Raw genomic sequence first — 22,705 nt, 5'->3', positions numbered from 1 at the left:
CAGTTCGTCTCCTGTCTTCACTAAACAGCGTGACCGCTGTTGTCAATCACCTGAAAACCTTAGACGAATATTGCCCGCTTCGCGTTAATAATTGCCTGCCCGTCAGACCTCTTCCGGCGTCTGGCTGGCTTCCCGCAGCGTGCCCGGCGCCTGTCCAATGATGCGCTTAAACGCCCGGCTAAACGCCGCCAGAGAGCCGTACCCCAGCCGCAGCGCGACGGTTTCAATCGGCTGATTTTCGTGGCGAATGTACTGGATGGCCAGTCGCATTCTCAGCTCGCTGAGATATTTTGCCGGGGTGGTTCCCGTCGCGGCCAGGAACCGTTCGGCGAACACGGAACGGGACGTGCCCGCTTCTTTTGCCAGATCCGCCACGCTCCAGTTCAGGCCGGGCTGCTGGTGCATGGCGTAAATGGCCCGGCTCAGGCGCGGGTCACGCAGAACCTGCACCCAGCCGGTGGCTTTACCACACCCGCCTTCAACCCAGCCGCGCACGATTAACGCCGCCACCACGTCGGCCAGACGCGCAAGGATCCCGGCGTACCCGGCCTGACGCGCCACGGATTCCCGCTCCATCGCCGCCAGCAGCGGGTGGATCTCCGGCCAGGTGGACATCAGCCGGCTGACCATCATCACTTCCGGCATCGCCTTGATCAGCGGCTGCATCCCGCCCAGCTCAAAATCCATGCACCCGCTAAAGATGATGGTGTTCTCGCTTTCCGGGCAGGGCTCGCAGGTGATGGCACACACCGAGCTGCAGATAGGCTCGCTGGGAAAGTCGCTGACCGGGGTAATGGTGGCCCGCTCGTCGGATAGCAGGGCATGGGAATTGCCGCCTGGAATAAAGAGGGCGTCTCCGCTGCTCAGCTGAAAGGCCGCACCGCTCTCCATTCGCAGCAGGGCGCTGCCGTGGCTCACGAAATGAAACTGCGCTTTGCCGGGGGCGTGATGGAACGCGACGCCAAACGGCGAGCAGGCTTCAATCCGCCGGTATTTAACCCCTGACAGGCGCATGCCGCGTAAAAGTTCGCTGATCAGATCGGGTGACTGTACGGTCATGGCGCAACTCCGGACGAATAATCAATAAGTGGAGATTATATGTCATAGATCGTCCAGGGTGAACCTTCTATGCTTTTGCGACAGTTGTCACATTTTTATAACGGGAGAAAAACAGATGAATTCATGTGTCGCGGCGAGCGAGGCGGTAGCGCCTGCAAAACCCGCCTGGCGGGCCGTCTATTCACTGGGGCTGGGGGTGTTTGGTTTGATTACGGCAGAATTTCTGCCCGCCAGTCTGTTAACGCCGATGGCCGCGAGCCTGGGCGTGAGTGAGGGAATGGCCGGACAGGCCGTCACCGCCACCGCGCTGGTGGCGCTGGTGACCGGACTGCTGATTACGCCGGCGACCAAAAGCATCGACCGCCGCTGGGTGCTGATGTTTTTCTCGGTGCTGCAAATTATCTCCAGCCTGCTGGTAGCCTTTGCGCCCAACCTGCACGTCCTGCTGATGGGCCGCCTGCTGCTGGGGATCGCCATCGGGGGATTCTGGGCGATGTCGACGGCGACCACGATGCGTCTGGTTCCGGCGGATAAAGTGCCGAAGGCGCTGGCGGTGATCTTCTCCAGCGTATCGATAGCCACGGTGGTCGCGGCGCCGCTCGGCAGCTATTTGGGCAGCCTGATCGGCTGGCGCAACGTCTTTGTTCTCTGCATCCTGCCGAGCATGCTGGCGCTGCTGTGGCAGCTCTGGGTCCTGCCGTCCATGAAGCCGGAGAGCAGCGGCAGCCTGAGTACGCTGTTCCGCGTGCTGCGTCGTCCGGGGATGATCGGCGGCATGCTGGCGACCATCCTGATCTTCAGCGGCCATTTCGCCTTCTTTACCTACCTGCGCCCGTTCCTGGAAACGGTGGGGCAGGCGAGCGTTGAGACCATTTCGCTGATCCTGCTCGGCTTTGGGCTGGCCAACTTTGTCGGCACCTCCGTTGCCGGGCATCTGCTGGCACGCAATCTGCGCCTGACGCTGGCGCTGGTGCCGTTCGCAATGGGCGTTCTCGCGCTCACGATGGTGGCGTTTGGTCATCTGGCGATGCTGGACGGGTTCCTGGTCGCGCTGTGGGGCTTTGCATTTGGTCTGGTTCCGGTGGGCTGGTCAACCTGGCTTGCTACCACCGTTCCGGATGAAGCCGAAAGTGCAGGCGGGCTGCTGGTGGCCTCAATTCAGCTGGCAATCAGTGCCGGTGCGGCCGGGGGCGGGGCGGTATTTGACCTCAACGGTGCCAGCGGCGTATTCGCGGGCAGCGGTCTTTTGCTGGTAACGGCGATGGTAATTGTGTTTATGGGAGTAAAAGTGAAGGCGGAGTGAATTATTTGCCGGGTGAGCGCAAGCGCCACCCGGCATCACGGTAAGACTTACAGCCCTTTCTTATCCATCCACACCGCCAGATCAACCAGACGGTTAGAGAAGCCCCACTCGTTGTCGTACCACGCCAGGATCTTCACCATGTTCCCGCCAATCACCAGCGTGGAAAGCCCGTCGATAATCGAGGAGCGTGGATCGCCCTGGTAATCGCTGGAGACCAGCGGTTCGTCGCTATAGCCCAGAATACCTTTCAGTGGCCCGCTGGCGGCCGCGTTGCGGAACGCCTCGTTCACCTCTTCGGCGGTTACGTTACGGCTCAGCGTTACCGTTAAATCCACAATCGACACCACCGGCACCGGCACGCGCAGGGAGTACCCGGTCAGTTTGCCGTCAAGGGATGGGATCACTTTCCCCAGTGCTTTTGCCGCGCCGCTTGAGTAAGGAACAATCGACAGCGCCGCCGCGCGCGCGCCGCGCAGATCTTTCTCCGGCTGATCGTGCAGCGCCTGGCTATTGGTGTAGGCATGCGTGGTGTTCATCAGGCCATGCTCAATCCCGAACTGCTGATGCAGCACCTGAGCGGCAGGTGCCAGGCCGTTCGTGGTGCAACTCCCGTTACTCACCACCGCGTGACAGGCTGGATCGTACTGCTCGTGATTAACCCCCATCACAATCGTCAGGTCGTCGTTCTTCCCGGGGGCGGAAATGATGACGCGCTTGGCGCCGCCGTGGGTGATATGCACCGCCGCTTTTTCCCGCTCGGTAAAGAAGCCGGTGGCCTCAATCACCACGTCTACCCCGGCATCACGCCAAGGGATATTCGCCGGATCGCGTTCGCTAAATACGACGATCCGCTGCCCGTCTACCTGCAGCGCGCCGTCAGCCGCTTCAACGGGCGCGGGCAGTTTGCCCAGAAGGGAATCGTGTTTCAGCAGATGGGCGAGGGTTTTACTGTCCGTCAGATCGTTAATGGCCACAATCTGCAGATCCGGGTTACCCAGCGCCGCGCGCAGGAAATTACGTCCGATACGGCCGAAACCGTTAATACCGACCTTAACCATGGTGCACTCCTTATCTCTGTTGTCTGGAGTCACTGTAGGCGTCAGGCCGGTTGGCGTAAACGACAAAAAAGGATCAGATTACGCCATCTTGCGGCAGTGGAAGCGCTGACGGTACTCGCCGGGCGTGAGGTGAAGCTGTTTCTCAAAGATGCGGCGCAGGTTAATGCTGGTACCAAACCCGCTTTGCTCGGCAACGCGCTCAAGGGAGTCATGGGTCTGCTCAAGCAGCTGGCGGGCCGCGGCCAGACGCGCTTCGGTCACGTAGCGGGCCGGAGAAACTCCCGCGTCGCGGGTAAACACGCGGGTGAAATTACGCGGGCTCATTGCCGCTTTCTCGGCCAGATTTTCCACGCACAGGTCGGCTGTGAGGTTTTGCAGGATCCAGGTTTGCAGCTCGCTTATCGGACCGGATGCGCCAGGCTGCTGCAGGCTGTAGCGGCTGAACTGCAGCTGGCCGCCGGGACGGCGCAGATACATCACCATATCCTGCGCCACGTCGCGGGCGAGGGTAAATCCGTAGTCGTCTTCCACCAGAGCCAGGGTCAGATCGAACCCGGAACTCACGCCGCCGGAGGTCCAGATGGGGCCATCCTGAATATACAGCGGACCGCCTTCGACGTGGATAGTCGGATACTGGGCTTGCATCGTCTCCAGCAGCCGCCAGTGGGTGGTCGCCCTGCGACCGTCCAGCAGGCCGGTCTGGGCCAGCAGCATCGCGCCGCCGCAGATAGAGGCTACCCGCCGGGCGTGCGGCGCAGCGAGGTGCAGCCAGTCAACCACCGCCGTGCTCTCCTGCTCGTTCATGCCGCGTCCGGTGATGATAATGGTATCCAGCGGTTCACGCGGATCCAGCTCCGGCAGGCGATAGTCCGCCAGCAAATTCAGGCCGGACTGGCCGTGGATCACCTGGTGAGGCTGCGTGGTGGCGATGATAATCCGGTAGCGGGGCTGCGCAAGCCCTTCCGGATGCAGCCGGTTGGCCTGCATCAGAATGTCGGCGATACCGGCGGCTTCAAACAGCATGCCGCCGTCGGGAACAATAATCAGGATCTTCTTCATGTCCTGAAAAGTACCTTTATCACAGAATAAGTCAAGCAGCGCGTGTGCTCCACGTTTCTGGCAAAGCAATGCGATTTAAGTTGTTTGTGATTTCAGGCGTAATCCCCGATCGTCAGGGCTCTGTCTCTGGCGAAACGGCGTCTTAAGGAATGGGTAAACGAAGCTCCCTCTATTTACATCCGCAACAACGCAATCAAATTCATCGCCTCGCGTCGGGTTTCTTATGGCGAAGCGAACTGCCCACCTGGCTGTTGATTATCACGATTTATGCCGGCTGGTTTGCCACGCTGGCGTTCTGGCAAACGCTGGGCCTGCTGCCCGCCACGCTGCTGCTCATCGGGTTTACCGCCTGGTACATGTCCCTGCAGCATGAGCTGATCCACGGGCACCCCACGCGTTTTGCCTGGCTCAACCAGCTGTTCGGCACGCTCCCGCTGGCGGTCTGGTATCCGTATGGCCTGTACCGGGACTCCCATCTCGCCCATCATCGGCACCATAGCCTGACCCATCCGGTGGATGACCCGGAGTCATACTATTTTACCGACGAGAGCTGGGCGCGCTTTTCCCCCTGGCAGAAGCGTACGATCCGCGCCCGGAATACCTTTGCCGGACGGCTGATGCTGGCACCGCTGCTGGATATCCTTCAGACGCTGGGCAGCGCCGTGGCGGCATTTCGCCACCTTCACCTGAGGGCGATGGCGATGTGGCTGGTTCACGTTTTGCTGCTGGTGGCGCTCTTCGCCTGGATGACGCGTACCGGTTTTTCACCCGTCTGGTTTGTGCTGGCCGTCAGCTATCCGGCGCTGGCGCTGACCAAGGTCCGATCGTTTTTCGAACATCGCGCGGCGGACGACCCGCTGGCGCGCTCCGTCATTAACGAGGCCGGGTTATTCTGGCGGGTGCTATTTTTGAATCTCAACTACCATTCAGTACATCACGATCTGCCGGGCGTTCCCTGGTACGGGCTGAAGGCCATCTACGAGCAAAACCGGGAGGCGTACCAGCAGCGAAACCACGGTTTTCTCGTCAGGGGCTATGGCGAATGGCTGCGTCAGTTCTGGGTCAGGCCCGTTGACGTCACCGTTCATCCCGCAAAACAACAGGGGGAAGGGTATGAGTAAGCTTCTGGCATTTCCCATGTATGCCGTGGATCGCGCCGATACGCGCGCGCTCTGGCTGGCGGTAAAGGGGCTGCTGGCCGCGCGCGGTGTGTCCGTCGATCGCGATCCCGGCGGGCCGGAGTCTGACCTGCTGAGCCACTGGCAACAGCCTGCGCTTATCCTCAGCCAGACCTGTGGTTATCCGCTGGTCACGCAGCTCCCGGACGTGCAGGTGGTCGGCTGTTTTCACTACGCGGCACCGGGCTGCGAAGGGATCCAGTACCGCAGCTTTCTGACGGTGCGCGAGGAGGATCGGCACCTCACGCTGGCGGATTTTGGCGGACGTCGGGCGGTCTGTAATTCCCCGGATTCCCAGTCCGGCTACAATGCGCTGCGAAAAAGGGTGGCTCCCCAGGCGAGCGGCGGTCCTTTTTTCGCGCAAACGTCCTTCAGCGGCAGCCATCGCCAGTCGCTGATTGATGTGAAGCGCGGGGCGGGGGATATCGCGGCCATCGACTGCGTGACCTGGGCACTGCTGCAGCGCCATGAGCCGGAACGCCTTGCGGGGCTGGCGGTCATTGACCGTACCCCGCTGACGCCGGGACTGCCGCTGATCACCTCGCATAACACCTCGCCTGAAACGCTTGACGCCATTCGCGATGCGCTCCGCGAGCTGGTGGATGCGCCGGAATACCGGGAGATGCGCGACGCGGTGCTGATCGACGGTTTTAGCGTAGTGACGCGCGAGGCCTACGCCTCATTGTCCGCGTGATAAATCTCCTGCGCGTCGGTAAAGCAGCGCAGCGCCAGCGAGGAGACGGGCTTCTGCCTGCGCATAATCAGGCCGACGGGAGCCTCAATGTTCGCGTCGGCGATGGGGACGATCCTGAAGTTGCTGTTCAGTGCCTCCAGCCCGTTGTTCAGCGGCATGACGGCGCAGCACACGCCGCTCTGAACCGCCTGAATGATCTGGAACGTCGAGTCGCTCTCGAAAACGGACGTCGGTTCGATGCCTGCAGATTTAAAGCTGGCCTCCATATGCGCCCGGTAATGCATCCCTTTGGTCAGGAACCCCAGCGGAAAATCCGTCAGGTCGTGCCACGTCAGCGTTGCCTGGCCGAGCTGAAAATGGCGGACGTCGTGCAGCAGGCCCATCTTGGTTTTTGGCAGCTGGATAACGTCAAACAGGCTGGTGTCGATGCTTTTGAGGTAGCAAATTCCCAGCTCAAGCTGATTGCGACTGACGCCGTCGGCAATCTGCGCTGAGGACATGGAATAGAGGCTGTAGGTCAGCTCCGGGTATTTTCGCGTCAGCAGGCGAATAAAGATCATCGGATCCACGCTTGCCAGCGGCACCATCCCCAGACGTAATTCGCCCACCACCTGGCCTTTACACAGCGCGGCTTCCGCCTGTAACCCGTCGTGCGCGGCCAGCAGGGCACGGGCCCACGCGAGGATGCGTTCACCCTCCGGCGTAAACCCTTCAAAGCGCTGCCCGCGCACGATCAGCACCAGCCCCAGCTCCTCTTCCAGGCTGCGGATGCGCATGGAGAGGGTCGGCTGGGTGACGTTGCACTGCGAGGCCGCTTTACCAAAGTGGCGGGTCTCGTCGAGTGCGATTAAATATTTTAACTGTTTAATATCCATCATTATCTCTGCGCGAGCAGCCTTACAGCATGCGGATCTCTTTCGAGCGCAGGGTGATGCGAACCGGAACGGATTTATACGACGGTGTACCGCTGTCCTTATCCAGATAATCAAGCGGCACCAGCACGTTGGCCTCCGGGTAATAGGCGCCGACGGTGCCCGGCGCGATGTTGTACGCCACCACGGTAATGTCTTTCAGACGCTGAACGCTGCCGGGGAGGGCGGTTTCGATATCCACGCGGTCGCCGTGTTCCAGGCCTGACTGCGCCATATCGTCTTCGTTCATAAACAGCACGTCGCGGCGGCCAAACACGCCGCGGTAGCGGTCGTCCAGAGCGTAAATGGTGGTGTTGTACTGGTCGTGGCTGCGCAGCGTGATTAACCGCAGAACATGCTCACCTTCGCCGCTGGCGTTCTCGTGAACGCCGTCGAACACCGAGAACATCGCTTTTCCCGTCGCCGTTGGCCAGATGCGCTGCGTCGGCGGCAGCGGCATGCGGAAGCCGCCGGGAACGCGGATCCGCGCGTTGTAGTTCTCAAAGCCCGGAATGGTCTGCTCGATCAGATCGCGGATGCGGTCGTAATCCTCAACCAGCGTTAGCCAGTCCACGCGGGTTTCCGGCAGCGTGGCTTTCGCCATGCCGGCGACGATAGCAGGTTCCGAGAGGAGCAACGGCGAGGCGGGCTTCAGCTTGCCGGACGAGGCATGGACCATCGACATGGAGTCTTCGACGGTAATGGACTGACGGCCGGTGGCCTGGAGATCCAGCTCGGTGCGGCCGAGACACGGAAAGATAAAGGTCTCTTTGCCCACCAGCAGATGGGTACGGTTGAGCTTGGTCCCGACGTGTACGCTCAAATCCAGGTTACCCATCGCCGGAAAACCCCGCTCGTGATCGGGCATCGCGACGGCAAAATTACCCCCGAGGCAGATGAGCGCCTTCGCGCGGCCGTCGATCATCGCCTGCGTGGCCTGCACCGCATCGTGTCCGTGGTGAGACGGCGGCTCAAAGCCGAAAACGTCCTTCAGACGGTTCAGGAAGGCCGGGGTAGGCTTCTCGCTAATCCCGACAGTGCGGTTTCCCTGAACGTTAGAGTGGCCGCGCAGGGGGCAGATACCCGCGCCGGGCTTGCCGATATTCCCGCGCAGCAGCAGCAGATCGGCGATCAGGCGGACGTTTGCCGTACCTTTATTGTGCTGGGTAATGCCCATCCCGTAGGTAATGATGGTGGCATTTGATTTCGCATAGGCGTCGGCCACCTTTTGGAGCGCCGCCTGGCTCAGGCCTGACTCGCGCTCGATCTCGTCCCAGCGGGTTTGCGCGATATCGGCGGTGAAGTCCTCAATGCCCTGGGTGTTTTCGGCAATAAACGCATGGTCGAGCACGTCACCGCGTTCGGCCTCCATTTCCAGCAGATGTTTGGCAATGCCTTTCAGCGCGGCGGCATCGCCCCCGGCCTTCACCTGGAAATAGGTCGAGGCGATATCCGTTGAGCCGTAGGTCGCCATTTCAATCACGCTTTGCGGGTCGGCGAAGCGTTCGAGGGCGCGCTCGCGCAGCGGGTTAAAGACGATAATCGGCACGTTGCGACGGGCCAGCTCATGGAGAGTCCCCATCATTCGCGGATGGTTGGTGCCGGGGTTGTGGCCGATGGAGATCACCAGCTCGGTCTTATCGAAGTCGTCCAGCGAGACTGTGCCTTTCCCGATGCCAATCGAACGCGGCAAACCGACGCTGGTGGCCTCGTGACACATATTCGAGCAGTCGGGGAAGTTATTGGTGCCGTATTCGCGGGCGAAGAGCTGGAAAAGATACGCCGCTTCGTTAGAGGCGCGTCCGGAGGTATAGAACTCGACCTGGTCCGGTTCGAGCCCGTGCAATACTTCGCCGATGCGTTGAAACGCCTCTTCCCAGTCGACGGGCCGGAAGGTATCGCTTGCCCGGTCATAGCGCAGGGGATGCGTCAGCCGACCGTAGCCTTCCAGTTCAAAGTCCGATTTTGCCAGCAGCGAGGAGACGCTGTTCTCAGCCAGAAACGCGGGGGTAACGCGTTTGCTGGTGGCTTCCCAGGTCACGGCTTTGGCGCCGTTCTCACAGAACTGGAACGTCGACTTGTGTTCTTTATCCGGCCACGCGCAGCCCGGGCAGTCAAAACCGTCAGGCTGGTTGGTGCGCAGCAGCGTGGCGGGAGCATCAAAGGTATCCATTTGGGTACGTACCGCGATGGCCGTCGCTTTTAACGCGCCCCAGCCTCCGGCAGGACCGTCATAGTGTCTGATACCCGGCACCGAGCGTCTTTTCTTATTCATACCCACTCCTGATTTGTTCGGTCACACAACGTCTGAACCCGTAAAAGCGCTGTAAAGGACAATAAGCGAAAGCAATGACCAGCGGATGGCTACGCGCATACGATGCGGAAAAATGCCTTATCTTAAACTCTTTTTATTACAGTGATTTATCGGATCTGATGCTTAAATATTTAAAGAAATTATAACGATTTTTTATCATTTTAATAATAAATATTATCTATCGCCCGGTAGGCAAGATAGATGGGATGGGCAGGGGAGGATGTAGCAGCAATAAAATTTCGAATGAAGGCTGTGGGCGGCAACAATAAACACAGTTCGCAGCTGGCGGGCTATTGCGAGCATTTTTGGCTGCGATAATGTCAGGATGGTTAACGCAGGCTTAATGATTAATGGATATAATTTATGCCTGACAGGGGAATTATCACAACGCGAAATATAAAGTTATTTTGAGGCGTAAAATTAACGTAGTGCAACATAAGTGAAATAGCCACATTCACGTTGTCGGGTGCATTCAATATTAAAGATACCCTGTTAGTGCAACAAATAATTCATCTTTCATATATTCTGCTGACCTCACCAATACGCGAATTCTACTAATTATGGTAGTGGCGATAATAGCAGTATTGCGTTATTGAAAGTGGTTCTCTTTTGTTCTTTTTCTTTATAATACAATAATTTGCGTTGTAATGTGGTGGAAAAATAACAGCGTGTAGGCCGTATCGGCTTTTTTCATAGGATTAATCCTATAATTTTCCGACTGCTTCATTTACCAACAGTTACGTAGCGGTAAATATTGAATTGAGGCGAAGCTCATGTAAACTTGTTTACCGTTTGTCAAAATATGTCAGGAAGACACTGGGCCTTATTCTGAAGGGCTCGTGCGGTAGCTATGCCCTTAAAATAGTAACGCCCCGAAAATATCCTGGCTATTTTAACAATAGCACCTAAGTCAAACTTCACCCCCTTATCTTCATCATCGAAATATCGCTACGGAAAAGCATATGAAAATGCGCGTACTGTTTTCACTTCTGTTTGTAATGGCGGTGGCGGGCTGTAAAGCGCCGCAGAAACCTGTGATCAACGACGATACGATCGAGACCAGCCAGGTCAACGGCGTGACCTTAACCCACCGTCACGCTGTGACGCCGCCTGCGGAGTTCAACCCGGTCAACGAACCGTATCGCGCCATGTATCCAGCCTCCCTGATGAGCCGTCCTGACTTCAGCGGCAAAGTTATCCGTACTCTCGACACCGGAAAAACCTACGTGGTGCTGGGTCAGGTTGAACACTACTGGATGGCGCTTGCCGATGAAGGTAACGATCAGCTGATTGGTTACGTCCCGATGCGCGCCGTGATCAAGGCCGACCTGTACGACGCCGCCGTGCGTAAACAGGCCATCCGTCCGAAGGCGCGTAAAAAAGCGACCTGTGTCGACGTCGATGGCAACAGCAAAGCCTGCAAAGACAGCGCTAACGGTACCTGGATCCTGAACTAAACGGCTTGCATGAGCGCATTTTTATGAATAATAAAAATTTTCATAAGCTGTGGTTATTCTTTTACGCGGTGATTTTCGCCCTGGTCAGTGGTTGTACGTCGTCTTCACACAGCGACCCCTCCCGCTACAATCTGAAGTTTCAGGCTCATCCACAAATCAACGAATCTGCGCCGCTTAAGGTTCGGGTGTTGTTGCTGAAATCCGATGCGGATTTCATGTCCAGCGACTTCTACTCCCTGCAGAACAACGCGTCAGCCACGCTTGGCGCGAATCTGCTGAACAGCGACGTGTTCTTCCTGATGCCGGGACAGCTGTCTAAAACCCTCAGCGGGCAAAGCTCTCCGGAGGCCCGCTACATCGGCGTGATGGCGGAGTATCAGATGCTGGATGGCAAAAAATGGCGCGTTTCACTCCCTCTGCCTGTGCCTGGCGAAAATCATATCTACCAGTTCTGGAAATGGTCCGCGGATGAACTTCAGGCCAACGTTTTTCTCGACGTGAACGGCATTCGGGTCATCAGCCAGTAACGCGCTTCAACACAGGAAACACATCATCATGACGAAAGCAGAAAAGGTCGTCTGGACCGAAGGCATGTTCCTGCGTCCACACCATTTTCAGCGGACTGAAAGCTATCTGCTCAACCATGTTCGTGAATGGGGCGCGCTACAGCGGTCATATCTCTGGGGCTTTCTTGACGTGGAACTGGATGAAGCGATGCTTCGTCAGGGATGCATTGCCCTGAGCTACTGCAGTGGCCTGCTGCCGGACGGCACCTTTTTCCAGGTGCGTAACGGGCGCAACGGTCCTGTACCGCTGAAAATTCCTGACAACCTCACCAACGAAAAGGTGGTGCTCGCGCTGCCTGTTCGTCGCGGCGAGAGAGAAGAGGTGATTTTTAGCGAAGAGCCGGCCTCGCTGGCGCGCTTCATCGCTTTCGAGCAAGAGGTGGAAGACGACAACGCCATGTCGGTGGGGGATGCCACCGTCCAGTTTGGCCGCCTGCGTCTGACCCTGATGCTGGAAAAAGACCTCACGGCGGAATGGACCGCCATCGGCGTGGCGTTTGTGACGGAGAAACGTAACGACAACCACGTGCGGCTCGACAACAGCTACATCCCGCCGATGCTCAACGCCAACAACAGCCCGCAGATCTACAGCATGATCAACGATCTGCACGGTCTGCTGGTGCAGCGCAGCCAGCAAATTGGCGGTCGTCTGCGCCAGCCTGGCCGCTTTAACACCTCCGAACTAATTGAGTTCACGCTGCTGTCGCTGGTTAACCGTCATCTGGGCGAAGTATCTCATTTAAAAACCCTCCCGCTGCTGCATCCCGAAACGCTCTGGCGCAGCTGGCTGCCGTTTGCGACCGAGCTAGCCACCTGGACGTCGCAGCGTACCGCCGAAAGCGTGCTGCCGATTTACGATCATGACGATCTGGCAAACTGCTTCAGCAAACTGATGCTGATGCTGCGTCAGGGGCTGTCGCTGGTGATGGAAGACCACGCGATTCAGCTGCCGCTGAACGAACGCTCCCATGGCCTGAACATCGCTACGGTGCCTGAAACCAGCATGGTGCGCGAGTTCGGCTTCGTGCTGGCGGTAAAAGCCAATGTGCCAGGCGAACATCTGCAAACCCATTTCCCGGCGCAGATGAAGGTCGCGCCGGTCTCGAAAATCCGCGATCTGGTTCAGCTTCAGCTGCCGGGCATTATGCTGCGCGCCATGCCGGTCGCGCCGCCGCAGATCCCGTGGCATGCCGGCTACAGCTACTTTGAACTGGAGAAGGGCAGCGAGCTGTGGCACGAGATGGATAAGTCCGGCGCATTCGCCCTGCATCTTGCAGGGGAGTTCCCGGGGCTGGATATGGAGTTTTGGGCCATCCGTAGCCCGACAGAATAATAAAGCGAGCGCTTAATATGCAGGAACGACAGGACACCGGCAGTGATGCCGCGTTTACCGGGGCCAGTAGCAACAATCAGCTGGTGGCGGCCGCCAATCCGCTGCTCAACGCGATTCCGCAGATCCGTCATTCGGTCTCCCATGACGATCAGGTGGCGTTACGCCAGCGCCTGATCGATGAGATTCGCCGTTTCGAAGTCCGCTGCCAGCAGGCGGGGCTGCCCTACGAAGTGATCGTCGGGGCGCGTTACTGCCTGTGTACGGCGCTCGATGAGGCCGCCGCGCTCACCCCCTGGGGCAGCAGCGGCGTCTGGTCAAGCAACGGTCTGCTGGTGACCTTCCATAACGAAACCTGGGGCGGTGAGAAGTTCTTCCAGCTGCTGGCGCGCCTGTCGCAGAACCCGCGCGAGCATATTCTGCTGCTGGAGATGATCAACTACTGCCTGCTGCTGGGCTTCGAAGGACGCTATCGGGTACTGGATAATGGCCGCACCCAGCTTGAAACCATCAAGCAGCGGCTGTGGCAGATGATCCGCGGCGTGCGCGGCAGCTATCCGCCGCCGCTTTCTCCCCATCCGGAAGATCGTCCCGTGCTGCGTAAGCTCTGGCGGCCGATGGTTCCCCTGTGGGCCTGCGTGGCGCTGGCCGGGTTTATCGCCTGTCTCTTCTATATCGTGCTTAACTGGCGTCTTGGCGACAGCACCAACCCGGTGCTGGCGAAGATTTACCAGTCCCAGCTGCCGGAAACCACTATTCAGCAACCGGCCCGTCAGCTACCGGCGGTGCTGAACCTGCGCGGTTTCCTGAAGCCTGAAATCGAGGCTGGCCTGGTGGCGGTGAAAGACGAAGCGGATCGCAGCGTCGTTATCCTGAAAGGCGACGGGCTGTTTGCCTCTGCCTCTACCGTCGTGCGTGACCGCTATGAACCGGTCATCAACCGCATTGCGCAGGCGATGAATAACGTCAGCGGCAAAATTCTGGTGGTGGGCTACAGCGACAACGTGCCGATCCGCAGCGCGCGCTTTGCCTCGAACTATGAACTCTCTCTGGAACGCGCCCGCTCGGTACAGAAAATGCTGCAGGGAAGCCTCTCTCAGCCTGGCCGCGTGAAAGCGGAAGGGCGGGGCGAGATTAACCCGGTGGCGCCGAACACGACGCCTGAAAACCGCGCCCGTAACCGCCGTGTGGAAATTACTCTGCTGGTGTCGCCTGAAAACACTCAGGCCGAGCTGAACGGATTGCCGCAAGGAAACTAAGGAATGCTGACTACACTTCTTTCCATCTTGACCAACCGCATTCTGTGGAGCTTCCTCGGCGTAACGGCGCTTGCGGCGGTGATCTGGATGATTGGTCCCCTGTTGTCCATCGTGGACACCCGACCGCTTGAGTCTGAACAGAACCGCATTATCAGCATCGCCGTGGTCTATCTGCTCTGGGCGCAGGGCCACATTCTGCCGCGCCTGTACAATGCCTGGCTTAACCGCAAGCTGATGGACAAGCTCAAGGAGAACACCGCCAGCCCGGAAGCGGCGGATCCGCAGAAGCGGCTGAACAGCGAGGAGCAGATCCTCGCCAGCCGCTTTGATGAAGCCGCGCAGATGCTGAAAAAAGCGCACTTCAGCAAAGCGGGCCAGGGCGCCCAATGGACGCAGCGCTTCAGCACGCAATATCTCTATCAGCTGCCGTGGTACGTCATTATCGGCGCGCCGGGCTCCGGTAAAACCACGGCGCTGGTTAACTCCGGGCTGCAGTTCCCGCTGGCCGATCGCTTCGGTAAGACCGCGCTGCGGGGCATTGGCGGCACGCGTAACTGCGACTGGTGGTTTACCAATGAGGCGGTGCTGCTGGACACGGCGGGCCGCTATACCACCCAGGAGAGCGAGCAGGTACAGGACGCCGGCGAATGGCTGGAGTTCATCAACCTGTTGCGTAAGTATCGCCGCCGCCAGCCGATCAACGGCGTCATCATCACCATCAGCATTTCTGACCTGCTCACCCAGTCCGCCGAGGCGTCCCGCCAGCAGGCGGTGAACCTGCGCCAGCGTCTGTCCGAGCTGCATGAACAGCTGGGTATTCGCTTCCCTGTCTACGTGATGGTGACCAAGGCCGACCTGCTTAAAGGCTTCCGCGCCTGGTTTGCCGACTACGACAAAGCGCAGCGCGACCAGATCTGGGGCTTTACCCTGCCGTGGGAGCAAACCAAACACGCCGATTACGACCTGATGGGCAACTTCCAGCAGGAGTTTTCTCTGCTGCAGCAGCGCCTCGATGCCGGGCTGCCGGAAACCATGCTGAAAGAGCACGACGCGAAAACCCGCGCCGAAGCGTATCTCTTCCCGCAGGAGTTCGCCGCGCTGCGTCCGCTGCTGGCGGATTACCTGAGCACGGTCTTCGCCCGCTCCAACTTCGAAACCGAGTTCTCTCCGCGCGGGATCTACTTCGCCAGCGGGACTCAGGAAGGCATGCCGTTCGACCGCGTGATGGGCGAACTGAACCGCGCGCTGTCGCTGCCGGAAGGGGGAGAGGCGGATAACTGGGATTCGGTCAGCAAAGAAGCGCCGATCCCGGGGGCAAAAGGTCAGAGTTTCTTCATTAAGAACCTGCTGCAAAACGTCATCTTCCAGGAAGCCGGGATCGCGGGCGAAAACCGCTGGTGGGAGCTGCGCAACCGGGCGGTGATCTGGTCCGGCTACGCGGCGCTGCTGGCCCTGCTGGTTATCCTCGGCGGTCTGTGGCTGACCAGCTATGCCAAAAACAAGGCCTATCTGGAAGAGGTGGATGCGAAGGTGCCGCTGCTGGACCAGCAGAGCAAGTCGCTGCAGAACCAGACCCAGCGTGACCTGTTCGATCTGCTGCCGCTGCTGAACGGTCTGGTGGATCTGCCGAAAAGCGACGCGTTTGATGTGAACGATCCGCCCGTATCCCGCCGTATGGGGCTCTACCGCGGAGATGACGTCAGCGATGCCTCGCAGTCGCTGTACCAGAAAGCGCTGGATCAGATGCTGTTGCCTGCCGTTGCCATGCACATCACCACCTGGCTGCGCAACGACAACGGCAGCGACGTGGAATACAGCTATGAAGCGCTGAAAGCCTATCAGATGCTGTATCAGCCGAAGCACTACGACGGCAAATTCCTGCATTCGTGGGTGATGCTCAACCTGCAGCGAAATCTTCCGCAGAACGTCACGAAGGCGCAGCTGCAGCAGCTTGAATGGCACCTGACGCAGCTGCTGGAACCGAAAATTCAGGCCTCGCCGTACGCGCAGGATGAATCCCTGGTGGCCCGCGAAAGAGCGATGATCAATCAGCAGCCGCTCTCCACGCGCGTATACGGTCGCCTCAAACGCCTGCTGGAGCATGATGACAACCTCAAGCCGGTCTCCCTTTCCGACCTGGGCGGACCGCAGAGCGAGCTGGTGTTTTCCCGCAAAAGCGGCAAACCGGTGAGCGAAGGCGTGCCGGGTCTGTATACCCCGGACGGTTATTGGAAAAGCTTTAACGGCCAGATTGACAGCGTAACCACCGCCCTGCACGAGGACGACGCCTGGGTACTGGGGGCCGCGACGGCGCAGGAGGATAAACAGCAGATCGATAACGCCGTGCGCCAGCTCTACATGCGCGACTTTATCGCGAACTGGGATCGCTTCCTCGCCGACATTCAGCTCAATAACAGCGCCGATCTCTCCCAGCGCATCAACACCGCGCGCCTGCTCTCCGGCGCAAACTCGCCGCTGCGCCGTCTGGTGCAGAACCTGAGCCAGGTCCTGACGCTGTCGCGCAATGCGCCAGCGCCGGAAGATGCGGGCAAAGCGCAGGATCAGAGCAACCGCGCCACCCGCACGCTGGAAGCGCTGTTCAGCAACAATGACGCTGCGCCGGCCCAGGCCGCCGTGGTTACCCAGGCGCCGGAACAGCTGGTCACCGACCACTACGCACCGATGATTGAGCTGGCGCAGCCGCTGGAGAAGGGCGGGAAGACCATCGTGTTTGATGATTTTCTCAAGCAGGTGGATGAGCTCTATCGCTACCTGACAGCGGTTCAGGACGCGGCCAACAGCGGTATGCCGGCACCGGGCGGAGAGGCGATCAGCCGCCTGCAGGCCAGCGCCGGTCGCCTGCCGGGCGGGCTACAAACCATGTTCAGCAATATGGCGGTGGGCGCCAGCAGCGATACCCAGCGCCGCGACCTCGAAAACGTGCGGAAGCGTATTAACGTTGAGGTGGGAGGATTCTGCCGTCAGGCGATCGCCGGCCGTTACCCGCTGGTGCGCAGCGCCAGCACCGAGGTCACCCCTGACGATCTCGCGCGCATGTTTGCGCCGGGAACCGGGCTGATGGACGCTTTCTTCCGCGACAATCTGACCAATAAAGTGGATACCACGCAGGCAAACTGGCGCTTTATGCCGGGCATCGACGGTAAAACGCTGCCGGGAAGCGAAGGGCTGCTGAGACCGTTCCAGCAGGCCCAGTCGATTCGCGACGCTTTCTTTGCTAATGGCGCCACGACGCCGTCCTTCAAGGTGACGGTTCGCACCGTGCGAATGGATAACTCCATTCTGAACCTGACGCTGGACGTCGACGGCCAGCTGCTGCGCTACAGCCACGGCCCGCAGGCCGTGCAGATCATGAACTGGCCGGGGCCGGGCGGCACCAACCAGGTACGCATGCAGCTGGGGCTGGCGAACGGCAGCACGGCGACGCTGGTCACCAACGGCGCCTGGGCGCTCAACCGCTTCTTTGATAAAGCGAGCACCAGCCCGGGCGCGGGTAGCCTGAGCCGTCAGGCCACCTTCAACGTCGACGGACATCAGGTCACGCTGGAGTTTGCGCCTAACAGCATTCGTAACCCGTTCCAGCTTCCCCGTTTCTCATGCCCATAACCGCAAGGACAGCCGTATGACGAATACCCCTGCGATGAACCGCTACAGCTGGTATGGCAAGTTACCCAGCGCCGGAGATTTTTTGCAGCGTCGCTTTCCTGACACTTTACAGCGCCAGTGGTCACACTGGTTCCAGGTCGGTCTGCTGGCCTGGCAGCAGGAAGAGCAGCGCAGCGGCGAGCGCCAGTTTCACAAAGCGCCAGTCTGGAATTTTGTGGTACCGCCCATGCTCGGCAGCCAGATGATCCAGATGGGCTGCCTGCTGCCGGGCCGCGACAGCGTTGGCCGCCAGTACCCGGTTTGCCTTCAGCTGAGCTTCGCCCCGTCAGAGTGGTCGACCAGCCTGCTCAGCCAGGCCGAAAGCTGGTACCAGCAGATTGGGCGCCTGGGGCTGCATGCGGTGCGCAACAGTTTTTCCGCCTCGCAGCTGGATGAGATGCTGATGACCATCCCTGCGCCGCAGCCCGTCGAGCCGCAAAAGCGTTCCGACATCCTTGATGTGATTGGCTATGACGAGGACGGCCAGAGCACGCTGGGCTGGCCTCAGGCGGCTGAGTGTTTTGATCCGCTGCGCCAGACCAGCTACTGGTGGACCAACCGCTGCGACGGCTACCCGCTGTACACCCACGTGCACAGCGGTAACTTTACCGGGCAGCTTTTCACCCTGCTGTTCGACCCGGCAGGGGGCGCCCGTCCGGGGCGTCACGGTCTTTATCCGCCCATGTTTGAATAAGCAGGGATCTCATGAATATCGAAGAATTTCTCGCGCCAATAAGCCCCGAAAAACCCTGCGGCGAAAACCTGGAGTACGACGCCGACTTCCAGATCATGAATCAGGCCAGTCAGGGCAAAGCGGAACAGCAGTTTGGCGACACCATTATCCCGGCAGAGCCCGCTGACTGGAACACGGTGGAAAAATACGCCACCAGCCTGCTGACCCGCACCAAAGATCTTCGCGTCCTGCTGGCGTTAACCCATGCCTGGACGCGCCGCCGCGGGCTTGCGGGCTACGCGGACGGATTATTGCTGGTGCAGGAGGCGATCGCCCGCTACTGGGAGCCGCTCTATCCGCTGCTGGAAGAGTATGGCGAAACCGATCCGTTCTATCGCATTAACGCCCTGGCAGGGCTGAGCGATAAGTCCGACCTCACCGTCGCCGTGCGTAACGCCTCGCTGCTGCGTTCAAACGGCGATGAAATTTCGCTCCGGGATGCCCAGGCCCTGCTGGACGGCAGCAAGACGGAATGTCCGGACTATCCCGGCGGCCGTCCACGGCTGATTGACGAGCTGGCCCGCGGCGACCAGCCCGGCACCGCCGCGGTTATCGTCATTAACGAACGTCTGCTGGCGATTCGCGAGCTTCTCACCGGGCATCTCGGTGAAAGCGGCGTGCCCGAGATGGAACAGCTGCTGAAAACCGTCGGACTGGTCGCCAGCGCGTGTCAGGTAACCGACATCAGCAAGCTGCTGCCGAACCGCGAGGCGCAGGCAGAACCCCAGGCCGAGCAGCAGTCGACGGCAGCGCAGCCCGTTCAGTCGGTCACCGACTGGCGCAGCGTGCAGATCACCAGCCGCGCCGACGCGCAGCTGATGCTGGAAAAAGCGAAGCAGTATTTTGCGCAGTACGAACCGAGCCACCCCGCACCGCTGATGATTGAACGGGTGCAGCGGCTGTCAGAACTCAACTTTATGGACATTATTCGCGACCTGGCGCCAGACGGCGTTAACCAACTTGAAAACATCTTTGGGCGCCGCGAATAACGCGTCCAGGCATTATGACGACAGGCATGGAGCCTGCCGTTTCACCTTCACCGCGCATCTTTGATGGAGAACATCATGGCAATGAGTAACAGTGGGCAGAAATTCATCGCACGTAACCGTGCCCCCCGCGTGCAGATCGAGTACGACGTAGAGATCTACGGTGCAGAACGTAAGATTCAGCTGCCGTTTGTGATGGGCGTCATGGCCGATCTGGTCGGCAAACCGGTTGAAAATCTGCCGGCCGTCGACGAGCGTAAATTCCTCGAAATCGACATCGACAACTTTGACGAACGCATGAAGGCGCTTAAGCCGCGCGTGGCGTTCCAGGTGGATAACACCCTGACCGGCGAAGGCAAGCTCAACGTGGATCTGACCTTTGACAGCATGGACGACTTCCTGCCGGATGCGGTGGCCCGCAAGGTCGAGCCGCTGAATAAGCTGCTGGAAGCGCGTACCCAGCTCTCCAACCTGCTGACCTATATGGACGGCAAAAACGGTGCGGAAGAGCTGATCGCTAAAATTCTGCAGGATCCGACGCTGCTCAAGTCCCTGAGCCAGTTGCCAAAAAATGACGAAAGCGCGAAAGGTAGCGAGGAATAATCGATGAGCAACCAGACTCAACAACACGAGCAGCAGGCGGGTCAGGCGTTCAGCCAGGATGAATTCAGCGCGCTGCTGAACAAAGAGTTCCGCCCAAAAACCGATCAGGCCCGTTCAGCCGTAGAAAGCGCGGTTAAAACGCTGGCGCAGCAGGCGCTGGAAAACACCGTCACTTTCTCCAACGACACCTACCGCACCATTCAGAACCTGATCGCCGGTATTGACGAGCAGCTGTCGCAGCAGGTGAATCAGATCATTCACCACGACGAGTTTCAGAAGCTGGAGAGCGCCTGGCGCGGTCTGAGCTACCTGGTGAACAACACTGAAACTGACGAGATGCTGAAGATCCGCTTTATGAGCATCTCCAAGCAGGAGCTGGGCCGCACCCTGAAGCGCTTCAAGGGCGTGGGCTGGGACCAGAGCCCGATCTTCAAGAAAATCTACGAGCAGGAGTACGGTCAGTTCGGCGGCGAGCCGTTTGGCTGCATCGTCGGCGACTACTACTTCGACCACAGCCCGCAGGACGTTGAGCTGCTGGGTGAAATGGCGCGCATCGGCTCTGCGGCGCACTGTCCGTTTATCACCGGTACCGCACCGGGCGTGATGCAGATGGAGTCCTGGCAGGAGCTGGCTAACCCGCGCGACCTGACCAAGATCTTCCAGAACACCGAATACGCCGCCTGGCGTTCGCTGCGTGAATCCGAAGATGCCCGCTATCTGGGGCTGGTGATGCCGCGCTTCCTGTCGCGCCTGCCGTACGGCATTCGCACCAACCCGGTGGACAGCTTTGACTTTGAAGAGCAGACCGACGGCGCGAACCACAACAGCTACTCCTGGGCGAACGCCGCGTACGCGATGGCCGCCAACATCAACCGTTCCTTCAAAGAGTACGGCTGGTGCACCTCGATTCGCGGCGTGGAGTCCGGCGGGGCGGTGGAAAACCTGCCGTGCCACACCTTCCCGAGCGATGACGGCGGCGTGGACATGAAGTGCCCGACCGAGATCGCCATCAGCGATCGTCGTGAAGCCGAGCTGGCGAAAAACGGCTTTATGCCGCTGGTTCACCGCAAAAACTCCGACTTTGCCGCCTTCATCGGCGCGCAGTCGCTGCAGAAGCCGGCCGAGTACCACGACCCGGATGCCACCGCCAACGCGCGTCTGGCCTCTCGTCTGCCGTACCTGTTCGCCTGCTGCCGCTTTGCCCACTACCTGAAGTGCATCGTGCGCGACAAAATCGGCTCCTTCCGCGAGCGCGAAGAGATGGAGCGCTGGCTGAACGACTGGGTCATGAACTACGTCGACGGTGACCCGGCGAACTCCTCTCAGGAGACCAAGTCCCGTAAACCGCTGGCCGCTGCGGAAGTGCAGGTGCAGGAGATTGAAGATAACCCGGGCTACTACGCCGCGAAGTTCTTCCTGCGTCCTCACTACCAGCTGGAAGGTCTGACCGTTTCCCTGCGTCTGGTTTCTAAACTGCCGTCGCTGAAGACGAAAGACGCGTGATGAGTGTAGCCGGCCCATTGGGCCGGCAAAGTTAACTACATTGGCATAATTCATATAGAAAACCATCGATGCTCATTAACTTCAGGAGGAATCAACATTGGGAACGAGTTCATCAAAAGAAATTGCAGATGGCATGTTGAAGATTTTTGATACGCGTAAACAGAGTGGTCCAGAAATTTTCGCTCGCAGCGCGGTCGATGGTTTTATGTCAATCCCAGAAGACTTATGGATGTTAACCAAAGATTTTCTGGATACTGACCATAGGTGGCGAAATGAAACAGATAAAATTAGGTTGTTAACGCTAATCAAAAAAGGGCTTACATCAGAAGATGTGCGTCGGTTAATCAATACAGTGGTCAAACGTTATCTGTCTGGTTTATCTGAAGAGCAATCTAAGGAGCTCCTCCTAAAAGTAGGTGGGTCGCAAGTAGGTGGTATAGCCTTTAAAATGGTTTTCGTAAATGAATTAATTACGCTATTCGTTTCAAAAATTGTTCCGCGATTTCTTGTTTCTGCAGGGCTTACTGGTGTGTTAAGTGTGGGTGCTTCAATTTCTCGCTCAGTATATACCTCATACGATCTGTTAAAATTAAACAAAGATATTTACTATGAGTTGCGTGGTGCGGGTGATTTAGATTTATTATATTTTCTCGTTGAAGATAATGTTAAGCCATTTATTGAAGCTATAAATTTCCAACAAAGTCATGGTGCTATAGATAAAGAGATTTTTAGCCGATTTTTAGCAGGAGCTACTCGTGTTTGAAAGAGCATCAAAGTACGTTATAGTCTATCTCATGCTTATTGTCTCATTTATGCTTTTTTTCTCAACTCTTAGCTATTATATTTTTGTTTTTGATTGGTCGGTAACCACCTTAGAAATAACGATAAATACAGTTCTATTAATCATTCTTTTAGCTGCATCTATCGCTATTTACTATTTTGCGGAAAAATTAAAGTCAAGACTTTGATTTGCGCAAGGACTTTAGTGAGAAGTAAGATGCCAAAAGGATGATCAGCAAAAAAACCAAT

18 protein-coding genes are annotated in these 22,705 nt (G+C 58.4%); 13 read left to right on the top strand and 5 right to left on the bottom strand.

The window, feature by feature from the left end:
* Positions 1-102 precede the first annotated feature (102 nt).
* The gene (locus ACMWLG_RS20430) at positions 103-1,059 is read right to left on the bottom strand and encodes an AraC family transcriptional regulator (RefSeq protein WP_045404333.1); all 957 of its coding nucleotides are present in this window, start codon (positions 1,057-1,059) and stop codon (positions 103-105) included.
* Between the two features lie 115 nt (positions 1,060-1,174).
* On the opposite strand from ACMWLG_RS20430, the gene ACMWLG_RS20425 reads away from it, so the two are divergent.
* A complete protein-coding gene (locus tag ACMWLG_RS20425) occupies positions 1,175-2,362 on the top strand; it encodes an MFS transporter (RefSeq protein ID WP_033145809.1) in 1,188 nt (395 codons plus the stop codon).
* Positions 2,363-2,409: 47 nt separating this feature from the next.
* Here the strand turns inward: ACMWLG_RS20425 and gap are convergent, their stop codons facing one another.
* Both gap and ACMWLG_RS20415 read right to left on the bottom strand, forming a co-directional pair.
* Positions 2,410-3,420: a type I glyceraldehyde-3-phosphate dehydrogenase gene (gene gap, locus ACMWLG_RS20420; protein ID WP_045404329.1), complete on the bottom strand. Its 1,011-nt coding sequence runs from the start codon at positions 3,418-3,420 to the stop codon at positions 2,410-2,412.
* 78 nt (positions 3,421-3,498) lie between these two features.
* The gene (locus ACMWLG_RS20415) at positions 3,499-4,479 is read right to left on the bottom strand and encodes a GlxA family transcriptional regulator (RefSeq protein ID WP_045404326.1); all 981 of its coding nucleotides are present in this window, start codon (positions 4,477-4,479) and stop codon (positions 3,499-3,501) included.
* Between the two features lie 149 nt (positions 4,480-4,628).
* Between ACMWLG_RS20415 and ACMWLG_RS20410 the strand changes: the two genes are divergently transcribed.
* Positions 4,629-5,600, top strand: coding sequence for a fatty acid desaturase (locus ACMWLG_RS20410; protein ID WP_045404323.1), 972 nt, complete (start codon positions 4,629-4,631; stop codon positions 5,598-5,600).
* Complete coding sequence (locus ACMWLG_RS20405; protein WP_045404320.1) at positions 5,593-6,351, top strand: phosphate/phosphite/phosphonate ABC transporter substrate-binding protein; 759 nt, start codon at positions 5,593-5,595, stop codon at positions 6,349-6,351. Before ACMWLG_RS20410 ends, ACMWLG_RS20405 begins: the two co-directional genes overlap by 8 nt.
* On the opposite strand, the gene ACMWLG_RS20400 is transcribed toward ACMWLG_RS20405, so the two are convergent.
* Both ACMWLG_RS20400 and ACMWLG_RS20395 read right to left on the bottom strand, forming a co-directional pair.
* Positions 6,330-7,226 carry a LysR family transcriptional regulator gene (locus ACMWLG_RS20400; protein ID WP_045404385.1) on the bottom strand — a complete coding sequence of 299 codons (897 nt, stop codon included), beginning with the start codon at positions 7,224-7,226 and terminating at the stop codon, positions 6,330-6,332. The genes ACMWLG_RS20405 and ACMWLG_RS20400 overlap by 22 nt on opposite strands.
* A 22-nt stretch (positions 7,227-7,248) precedes the next feature.
* Positions 7,249-9,537: an FdhF/YdeP family oxidoreductase gene (locus ACMWLG_RS20395; protein WP_045404318.1), complete on the bottom strand. Its 2,289-nt coding sequence runs from the start codon at positions 9,535-9,537 to the stop codon at positions 7,249-7,251.
* Between the two features lie 1,001 nt (positions 9,538-10,538).
* Here ACMWLG_RS20395 and ACMWLG_RS20390 point away from each other — a divergent pair.
* From ACMWLG_RS20390 to ACMWLG_RS20345, 10 genes are all read left to right on the top strand, one after another.
* Entirely contained in the window at positions 10,539-11,033 is a 495-nt protein-coding gene (locus ACMWLG_RS20390) for a hypothetical protein (protein ID WP_045404316.1), read from the top strand.
* Positions 11,034-11,056: 23 nt separating this feature from the next.
* Positions 11,057-11,560 (top strand): type VI secretion system lipoprotein TssJ, encoded by a 504-nt coding sequence (gene tssJ, locus ACMWLG_RS20385; RefSeq protein WP_045404315.1) that lies wholly within the window; start codon positions 11,057-11,059, stop codon positions 11,558-11,560.
* A 28-nt stretch (positions 11,561-11,588) separates the two neighbouring features.
* On the top strand, positions 11,589-12,932 hold the full coding sequence (gene tssK, locus ACMWLG_RS20380) for a type VI secretion system baseplate subunit TssK (protein WP_029740099.1): 1,344 nt from the start codon (positions 11,589-11,591) through the stop codon (positions 12,930-12,932).
* 17 nt (positions 12,933-12,949) lie between these two features.
* Positions 12,950-14,188: a DotU family type VI secretion system protein gene (locus ACMWLG_RS20375; RefSeq protein ID WP_045404313.1), complete on the top strand. Its 1,239-nt coding sequence runs from the start codon at positions 12,950-12,952 to the stop codon at positions 14,186-14,188.
* A 3-nt stretch (positions 14,189-14,191) separates the two neighbouring features.
* A complete protein-coding gene (gene tssM, locus ACMWLG_RS20370) occupies positions 14,192-17,812 on the top strand; it encodes a type VI secretion system membrane subunit TssM (protein ID WP_045404311.1) in 3,621 nt (1,206 codons plus the stop codon).
* 16 nt (positions 17,813-17,828) lie between these two features.
* Positions 17,829-18,545 (top strand): type VI secretion system-associated protein TagF, encoded by a 717-nt coding sequence (tagF, locus tag ACMWLG_RS20365; protein ID WP_023312158.1) that lies wholly within the window; start codon positions 17,829-17,831, stop codon positions 18,543-18,545.
* Positions 18,546-18,556: 11 nt separating this feature from the next.
* A complete protein-coding gene (gene tssA / locus ACMWLG_RS20360; RefSeq protein ID WP_045404306.1) occupies positions 18,557-19,573 on the top strand; it encodes a type VI secretion system protein TssA in 1,017 nt (338 codons plus the stop codon).
* A gap of 75 nt (positions 19,574-19,648) precedes the next feature.
* Positions 19,649-20,173, top strand: a complete 525-nt coding sequence (gene tssB, locus ACMWLG_RS20355) for a type VI secretion system contractile sheath small subunit (protein WP_008502644.1) — start codon at positions 19,649-19,651, stop codon at positions 20,171-20,173.
* 3 nt (positions 20,174-20,176) lie between these two features.
* A complete protein-coding gene (tssC, locus tag ACMWLG_RS20350) occupies positions 20,177-21,676 on the top strand; it encodes a type VI secretion system contractile sheath large subunit (RefSeq protein WP_023336028.1) in 1,500 nt (499 codons plus the stop codon).
* Between the two features lie 97 nt (positions 21,677-21,773).
* Positions 21,774-22,439 (top strand): hypothetical protein, encoded by a 666-nt coding sequence (locus tag ACMWLG_RS20345; protein ID WP_226855178.1) that lies wholly within the window; start codon positions 21,774-21,776, stop codon positions 22,437-22,439.
* The last annotated feature ends 266 nt before the right edge of the window (positions 22,440-22,705 follow it).

This window comes from Enterobacter sp. 01-M-02-SI-ECC (assembly GCF_047530595.1).
In the GTDB taxonomy this organism is placed as follows: Bacteria; Pseudomonadota; Gammaproteobacteria; order Enterobacterales; family Enterobacteriaceae; genus Enterobacter; species Enterobacter cloacae_M.
Note: the sequence above shows the minus strand (reverse complement) of the source record. Positions and strands in the feature narration are given on the sequence as shown.